Consider the following 6,788-nt stretch of genomic DNA (forward strand, 5'->3'; position numbering starts at 1 on the left):
GCGCCGCTACCAGCGCTCGTGCACGGCCGCGCGGAAGTACCGGTCGTAGATCGCGGCGATGCCGGTGGAGAACGCGGGGCTGAGCTGTGCCGCAGACCCCGCAGCGGCGTTGGATGCGGCCTGCTCGACATTGCGCGCGCCCGGGATGACCGAGCTCACGCCATCGAGCTGCGCCACCCAGGCGAGTGCCGCCTGCGCGGTGGTCAGGCCGGAGGCGCTCGGCTCGGCCTCGACGAGCCTCGCGAACTCCTGCGCCGCCAGCACGCCCGTCTCGAAGTCGACACCGGAGAAGGTCTCGCCCGCATCGAACGCCTCCCCGTGCCGGTTGAAGGTGCGGTGGTCGTTCGCGGCGAAGGTCGTCTCCTTCGTGTACCTGCCGCTGAGCAGGCCAGAAGCGAGCGGCACCCGCGCGATGATGCCGACGCCGGTCTCGACCGCAACCGGAAGCACCTGGTCGAGCGGCTTGAGCCGGAAGGCATTGAGGATGATCTGCACGGTCGCGACGCCGGGCCTGGCCATTGCCGCGAGCGCCTCGTTCACGGTCTCGACGCTCACGCCGTACGCGGCGATCGCCCCGTCTTCGACGAGGGTGTCGAGCGCGTCGAAGACGGCATCGGAGGAGAACACCGACGTCGGCGGGCAGTGCAGCTGCACGAGGTCGAGGGTGTCGACCCGCAGGTTGCGACGCGAGCGGTCGGTCCACTCGCGGAACTTCGCAAGGGTGAAGTTGGCCGGGTCCTGCGCCTCGCGGCGCCCCATCTTGGTCGCGACGGTGATGCCATGGCCGGGGTGGTCGGCGAGGTAGTCCCCGATGAAGCTCTCGCTGCGTCCGTCGCCATAGACATCCGCGGTGTCGAAGAAGGTCACACCTGAGACGACGGCGGTGTCGAGTACGGCGTGGGCGTCATCCGCGCTCACCTCGCCCCAGTCCGCGCCGAGCTGCCAGGTGCCCAGACCGATGGTGGAAACTACGCGGCCGGTGCGGCCCAAAGTTCTCGTGTGCATTATCCGAGTCTAGGTCGAACAGCTCAGTCGATCGCGGCGGCCACGGCCCTCGCCAGCCGCGGGCGCACCAGGTGGTCGTTCACCTCGACCCGATGCACCGTGACGTTGCGCAGCTTCTCGATCACCCGGATAGTACCTGCCGCGATGAACTGGTCGAGCGACCCGTAGACGACATCGACGGGCACCTGCACGGCCTCGAGATCGGCGACCGTCGTCTGCGACTCGATGCAGTTCTGCAACGACTTCACGAAGGCATCCCAGTTGCGTTCGGAGATCTCGAAGACGTTGGTGATCTTCAGCAGCCTGCCGATGCGCGCGGCGTTCGCGATGGTGAACACCTTGTTCGCGCGGAGGAACTCGTACGCACGGAGGTAGGCGCTCAGCTGCGCCCGCTCGAACCGGTTTCCCAGCTCGGACAGGCTCGGATAGATCGGTGGGCTCACCATCACCAGGTGACTCACCTGCTGCGGATAGCGTGCGGCGTACCGGCTGGAGAGGAGGCTGCCGAGGGAGTGCCCGACGAGCGTGAACGGTGCGCGCAGGCGCAGCGATCGAATGGTCTCTCTGATCGCCTCGACATGCTCCTCGACCGTGTAGTCGGTGCCCGCGGGCGACTCGCCGAAGCCGAGCAGGTCGATCGAGATGCAGCGGTGGTGGTCGGTGAGCAGCGGCAGGAGATTCTTGAAGGTCTCGGAGGACGAGGCGATGCCGTGCACGAGGATGACCGCAGGGCCTTCGCCGACATCCGACGCGATGTTGAGCACGGGGGCCCGATGCGGCCTGAGCCGTTGCAGCGCATCCCTGATCCACCCCATGCCGCGATTATCGCAGCAGCCTCCGCGGTCACGGCGGAGGTCCGCGGTTTCCTAGACTGGTGCCATGACTTCGGCGAACTGGGCAGGCAACTACTTCTACCGGGCGAGTGCGCTGCACCGCCCGACCTCCACCGAGGAGGTGCAGGAGCTCGTCGCCGCGGCCGACAAGATCAAGGCGCTCGGCTCACGGCACTCGTTCAACGATGTTGCCGACTCCGCTGGCGAGCAGCTCAGCCTCGAGGCGATGCCGATGGAGCTGACCATCGACCGCGAGGCGAGCACGGTCACCGTGAACGCGGGCGCGCGCTATGGAGCCTTCGCCGAGCGGCTGCATGACGAGGGCTTCGCGGTGCACAACCTCGCCTCGCTCCCCCACATCTCCGTGGCCGGTGCCGTGGCGACCGGCACGCACGGCTCTGGCGATCGCAACGGCAACCTCCCCACGGCCGTCGCCGGGCTCGAACTCGTGACCGCGGACGGCTCGCTCGTGACGGTGCGCCGCGGCGATGCCGACTTCGACGGCGCGGTCGTCTCGCTCGGAGCCCTCGGCATCGTCACGCGCGTGACGCTGGATATCGAACCGACCTTCCTGGTGCGCCAGGACGTCTACGAGAACCTGGCTTGGTCGACTCTCGGCGAGCACTTCGACGAGATCACGTCGGCCGCGTACAGCGTGAGCCTGTTCACCAACTGGAGCGATCTCGGCATCAACCAGATGTGGTTGAAGTCCCGAGTGGATGCCGGAACGACGATCGCGGGCGAACCGAGCTTCCTGGGGGCGACGATCGCGGCCAGGCAGCTGCATCCGCTGCCCGACGTCTCTGCGGAGAGCACGACAGAGCAGAGCGGCGTCGCGGGCCCCTGGTGGAACCGCCTGTCGCACTTCCGGCTCGACTTCACGCCGAGCAAGGGCGAGGAGATCCAGACCGAGTATCTCTTCGACCGCAAACACGCGGTCGCCGCGATCGAGGCCGTCCGCGCGCTCGGCCCGCAGATCGCCCCGCACCTCTACATCAGCGAGATCCGCACGATGAAGGCGGACGAGCTGTGGTTGAGCCCGGCCTACGGCCACGACACCGTCGCCATCCACTTCACCTGGAAGCGGGAGGATGCCGTGCTCGGTCTGCTGCCGTCGATCGACGCGGCGCTCGCCCCCTTCGACGCCAGACCGCACTGGGGCAAGGTGTTCGAGACGGATGCCCGTCGCTTCGACGCGCTCTACCCGAAGCTTGCAGAGTTCCGAGGCCTGGCCGATCGGCTCGACCCGAGTGGCAAGTTCCGCAACGACTACCTGCGGCGCACGATCTTCGCAGGGTAAGTGCCTACGGGGCGTCGACCATCGCCTCGAGCGAGGGCAGCGCGAGACGAAGAGTGTCGAGCTGCCCGGCGTCGAGCGACTGGAGCAGTTCGGCGATGACCTCGGTGCGCGCGGTCCTCGAGCGGTGCACGAGCTCGCGCCCCGCTTGCGTTGCGGCGATCACCACGGCACGCCCGTCATCCGGGTCGTCGTCGCGCGAGACCAGCTTGTCTGCCTCGAGGCGTGCCACGATCCTGCTCGTGGCCGGCGCACCTATCCGCTCCCGCTGGGCGAGGTCGCTCAGGCGCAGCGGACCGAACCTGACGATGCTGGAGAGCGCGGAGAGCACCCCATGGCTGAGCCCCTGGCCGCCCGCGACCAGTCGTCGGTTGAGACGACCGAGCGCGAGGGTGAGGCGGGTGGCGAGCTCTGCGTCGACGTCGGTCTGCATACCTCCATCCTGCCCGTGAACCGGCACGGCCATCAGGCCCGCACGACTTTTTGCGGCACGCGGGCCTCGGCGGGAAGGTCTTCGTGCATGTACTTCGCACCGCGCAGCACGGACGCCAGCGCGGCGATGAGCGACATGATCGCCGCCGCGACGAACACCACGATCAGTCCGTCGTGAAACGGACCGGAGATGAGCTCTGGAAAGAACTGCTTGCCGGTGAGCGTCGCGATGCTCGCGTGCGAGAGGCTGTGTAGTGCGCCGGTGGGGGCGAGCAGGCTCTGGATGGGGTTGTAGCCGAGGAAGGCCGCAAAGAGGCTGCCGACCGGCGGGGTCTGCGCCACGGTCGCCGCGACACTCGACGGCACACCGTTCGCCGTGAGCCCCGCGTGCAGCGCGGAGGGTAAGTTCTGCGCGAGCCCGGCGATCATGAGCGAGAAGAAGATGCCGATGGAGAGCGAACTTCCCGCGTTGAGCAGGGTTCCGGCCATCCCGGATGCCGACCCGCGCTGGTTCGCGGGAACGCTGTTCATGATCGCGGTGCGGTTCGGCGCGCTGAACAGGCCGGAGCCGATCCCGCTCAGTCCGGTGAGCGCGGCGAACTCCCCGTAGTCGAAATTCACGGGGATGAGCAGCAGACCGACGAACGACACCGTGACGAGGAGCAGCCCGACCGTCGCGAACGCCTTCGCGCCGAAGCGGTCGGAGAGCGCACCGGAGACCGGCCCGGCCACGAGGAACCCGATCGTGATCGGCAGCAGGTAGATGCCCGCCCACAGGGGTGTGCTCTCGTAGGAGTAACCGTGCAGCGGTAGCCAGATTCCCTGCAGCCAGATGATGAGCATGAACTGCATGCCGCCGCGCCCGATCGAGGCGAGGAGCCCCGCCAGGTTCGCGAGGGCGAAGGCCCGGATGCGGAACAGCTGCATCTTGAACATCGGGGCCTCGCTGTGCAGCTCGATGAAGACGAACCAGACCAGGAGCACGATGCCGCCGAGGAGGCCCGCGAGCACCCACGGGTTGGTGAACCCGGTCGAGAGGCCGCCGTAGGGCTGGATGGCGTAGGTGATGCCGGCGAGCAGCGCGGTGAGTCCGACGGCGAAGACGACGTTGCCCGGCCAGTCGATCTTGCCGGGGTTCCTGGTGCCGACCTCGTGAAGCGACTTGTACGACCAGATGGTGCCGATGATCCCGATCGGGACGCTCACGAAGAACACCGCGCGCCAGTCGACGACGGCGAGCAGGCCACCGACGATGAGCCCGATGAAACTGCCGGCGATGGCAGCGACCTGGTTGGTTCCGAGGGCGAGGCCGCGGCGGTTGGCCGGGAAGGCATCCGTGAGGATCGCGGTGGAGTTGGCGAACAGCATCGCGCCGCCGACGCCCTGTACGAGCCGCCAGAGGATGAGCCACATGGCGCCGGTCGAGCCCGTGAACGGATCGAAGGCGAGCGCGATGGAGCCGGCGGTGAAGACGACGAAGCCGAGGTTGTAGATCTTGACGCGCCCGTAGATGTCGCCGAGGCGGCCGAAGCTCACCACGAGCACGGCCGTGATGAGCATGTAGCCCATGAGGATCCAGAGCAGGTAGCTGACGTTCGCCGGCTCGAGTGGATTGAGCTTGATGCCGGTGAAGATCGCGGGCAGGGCGATGATCACGATCGAGGAATTGATCGTGGCCATGAGCGTGCCGAGAGTGGTGTTGCTGAGCGCGATCCAGCGGTAGCGAGGATGATCGCGGTCGAATAGCCCTGAACGATTCGGGCGTGTGATGCGTGAGGCGCGGGTCACGGGACTCCTGAAAGTAGTTGCTTGTTGTCAAGCAAGTATAAAACCTGATGCCCTCGCGCGTTGCAGACAGCTCGCCCGAAGACACTGGGCGTCGTCGCCGCCGCTATGAAGCGTGGGCGAGCCTACGGAGTCGTTGCGATAGTCCTCGCGGCCGCCGCTCCAATCCTCTCCTTCGTCGTGTACTCGGTCGCCGTCGCGGCGTCGCTTCCACCGCACTGACCCATCGTCGCCGTACGGGCGGGGTAGAGTCAGCGCGATCGGTACCGTGCCGGTTCAGGTCGCCGACGTAGGAGCCGAGATGTTAACCAGCCAATTCACGCCGAACTTGTCGACGCACATCCCGAAACTGTCGCCCCAGGGAGCCTTCTCGAGCGGCTGGGTGACGGTGCCGCCATCTGAAAGCTTGTCCCAATAACCGTGGAGCTCATCTTCGTCATCGCCGCTGAGAGAAATCGAGTAATTGCTGCCCGACGCCAGATCCATCCTGTTCGGCGTATCGGACGCCATGAGCGACAGTCCGCCCGGGGTGGTCAATGCGGAGTGCATGATCTTGTCGTTCTCGGATGGGTCCTCGCTGGCTCCGAACTCGCCGAAAGTGCTGCGCGTCAGTTCACCGCCGAAGACCGAATGGTAGAAGTCCATTGCGGCACGGGCGTTGTCGCGAAAACTCAGGTAAGGATTGAGCTGGGTGTTCATGATCTAACCTCCTCGTTGGTTGTGCGTGAACCTTTAATTGTCGATCTCGCGGCCCGCGAGCGCGAGGGGTCACCGCGCCATAATCGCGCACCGCTGACGCATCGCCGCGGTGCGGGCAGAATGGAGTCGGTGGCCCTTGCCGCTGCTCCCAAGAAAAGAAGAGAACATGAGCGAGACGCTGGGCGCTGCCCTCGAGCGTGAACACCGTGAGATCGACGGCGGAATAGAAGCATTCATCGACGCACTGCCGGATGGTCGGGGCGAGACCGAACCGCTCCTGCGGTCGATCAGTGGCCTGCGCCGCCACATCTACCTGGAAGAGGAGTTCCTGTTTCCGCCGCTGCGCGCGGGCGGCATGATGGTGCCGCTGTTCGTGATGGTGCGCCAGCACGGAGAGCTGTGGAATGCGATGGATGCTCTCAGCACCCTGCTCGATTCAGACGCGGATGCCGATGCGCTGCTGGCCTCCTGCCGCACGCTCCTCGACCTGCTCGACCAGCACAACTCGAAGGAAGAGCCGATCATCTACCCGCAGGCCGACAAGATTTTGACGGCGGACGCGAGCGAGGAGCTGACCGCGTTCCTCGCGGCCGGCACGATGCCAGAGGGCTGGACCTGCGAGAAGGCCTGAGTCAGGCCTGGCTCACTCTGTCGCGGGGGGGGCCCCCCGGCCCCCCCCCCCCCCCCGTCGGGGTGTAGGGTTAGCGCAGGCCCCCCCCCCCCCCCACCCCCCCCAC

General features: G+C 66.8%; 8 protein-coding genes. 3 read left to right on the forward strand and 5 right to left on the reverse strand.

Annotated features, from left to right (window positions below; all coding sequences use genetic code 11):
- Positions 1-6: 6 nt before the first annotated feature.
- The gene (locus ABUA28_RS01130) at positions 7-1,005 is read right to left on the reverse strand and encodes an aldo/keto reductase (RefSeq protein ID WP_349901969.1); all 999 of its coding nucleotides are present in this window, start codon (positions 1,003-1,005) and stop codon (positions 7-9) included.
- Between the two features lie 23 nt (positions 1,006-1,028).
- A complete protein-coding gene (locus ABUA28_RS01135; RefSeq protein ID WP_349901970.1) occupies positions 1,029-1,820 on the reverse strand; it encodes an alpha/beta fold hydrolase in 792 nt (263 codons plus the stop codon).
- A gap of 64 nt (positions 1,821-1,884) precedes the next feature.
- On the opposite strand from ABUA28_RS01135, the gene ABUA28_RS01140 reads away from it, so the two are divergent.
- Positions 1,885-3,138 (forward strand): FAD-binding protein, encoded by a 1,254-nt coding sequence (locus ABUA28_RS01140; protein ID WP_349901972.1) that lies wholly within the window; start codon positions 1,885-1,887, stop codon positions 3,136-3,138.
- Positions 3,139-3,142: 4 nt separating this feature from the next.
- Here the strand turns inward: ABUA28_RS01140 and ABUA28_RS01145 are convergent, their stop codons facing one another.
- Together ABUA28_RS01145 and ABUA28_RS01150 are read right to left on the reverse strand one after the other, a co-directional pair.
- Positions 3,143-3,568: a MarR family winged helix-turn-helix transcriptional regulator gene (locus ABUA28_RS01145; protein ID WP_349901974.1), complete on the reverse strand. Its 426-nt coding sequence runs from the start codon at positions 3,566-3,568 to the stop codon at positions 3,143-3,145.
- A 32-nt stretch (positions 3,569-3,600) separates the two neighbouring features.
- The gene (locus ABUA28_RS01150; protein ID WP_349901975.1) at positions 3,601-5,355 is read right to left on the reverse strand and encodes an MFS transporter; all 1,755 of its coding nucleotides are present in this window, start codon (positions 5,353-5,355) and stop codon (positions 3,601-3,603) included.
- A gap of 60 nt (positions 5,356-5,415) precedes the next feature.
- On the opposite strand from ABUA28_RS01150, the gene ABUA28_RS01155 reads away from it, so the two are divergent.
- Positions 5,416-5,574 (forward strand): hypothetical protein, encoded by a 159-nt coding sequence (locus tag ABUA28_RS01155; protein WP_349901977.1) that lies wholly within the window; start codon positions 5,416-5,418, stop codon positions 5,572-5,574.
- Positions 5,575-5,628: 54 nt separating this feature from the next.
- Here the strand turns inward: ABUA28_RS01155 and ABUA28_RS01160 are convergent, their stop codons facing one another.
- Positions 5,629-6,051, reverse strand: a complete 423-nt coding sequence (locus ABUA28_RS01160) for a VOC family protein (protein ID WP_349901979.1) — start codon at positions 6,049-6,051, stop codon at positions 5,629-5,631.
- Between the two features lie 166 nt (positions 6,052-6,217).
- On the opposite strand from ABUA28_RS01160, the gene ABUA28_RS01165 reads away from it, so the two are divergent.
- The gene (locus ABUA28_RS01165; protein WP_349901981.1) at positions 6,218-6,682 is read left to right on the forward strand and encodes a hemerythrin domain-containing protein; all 465 of its coding nucleotides are present in this window, start codon (positions 6,218-6,220) and stop codon (positions 6,680-6,682) included.
- Positions 6,683-6,788: the final 106 nt, after the last annotated feature.

This window comes from Parafrigoribacterium humi (assembly GCF_040227205.1).
Classification (GTDB): Bacteria; Actinomycetota; Actinomycetes; order Actinomycetales; family Microbacteriaceae; genus Parafrigoribacterium_A; species Parafrigoribacterium_A humi.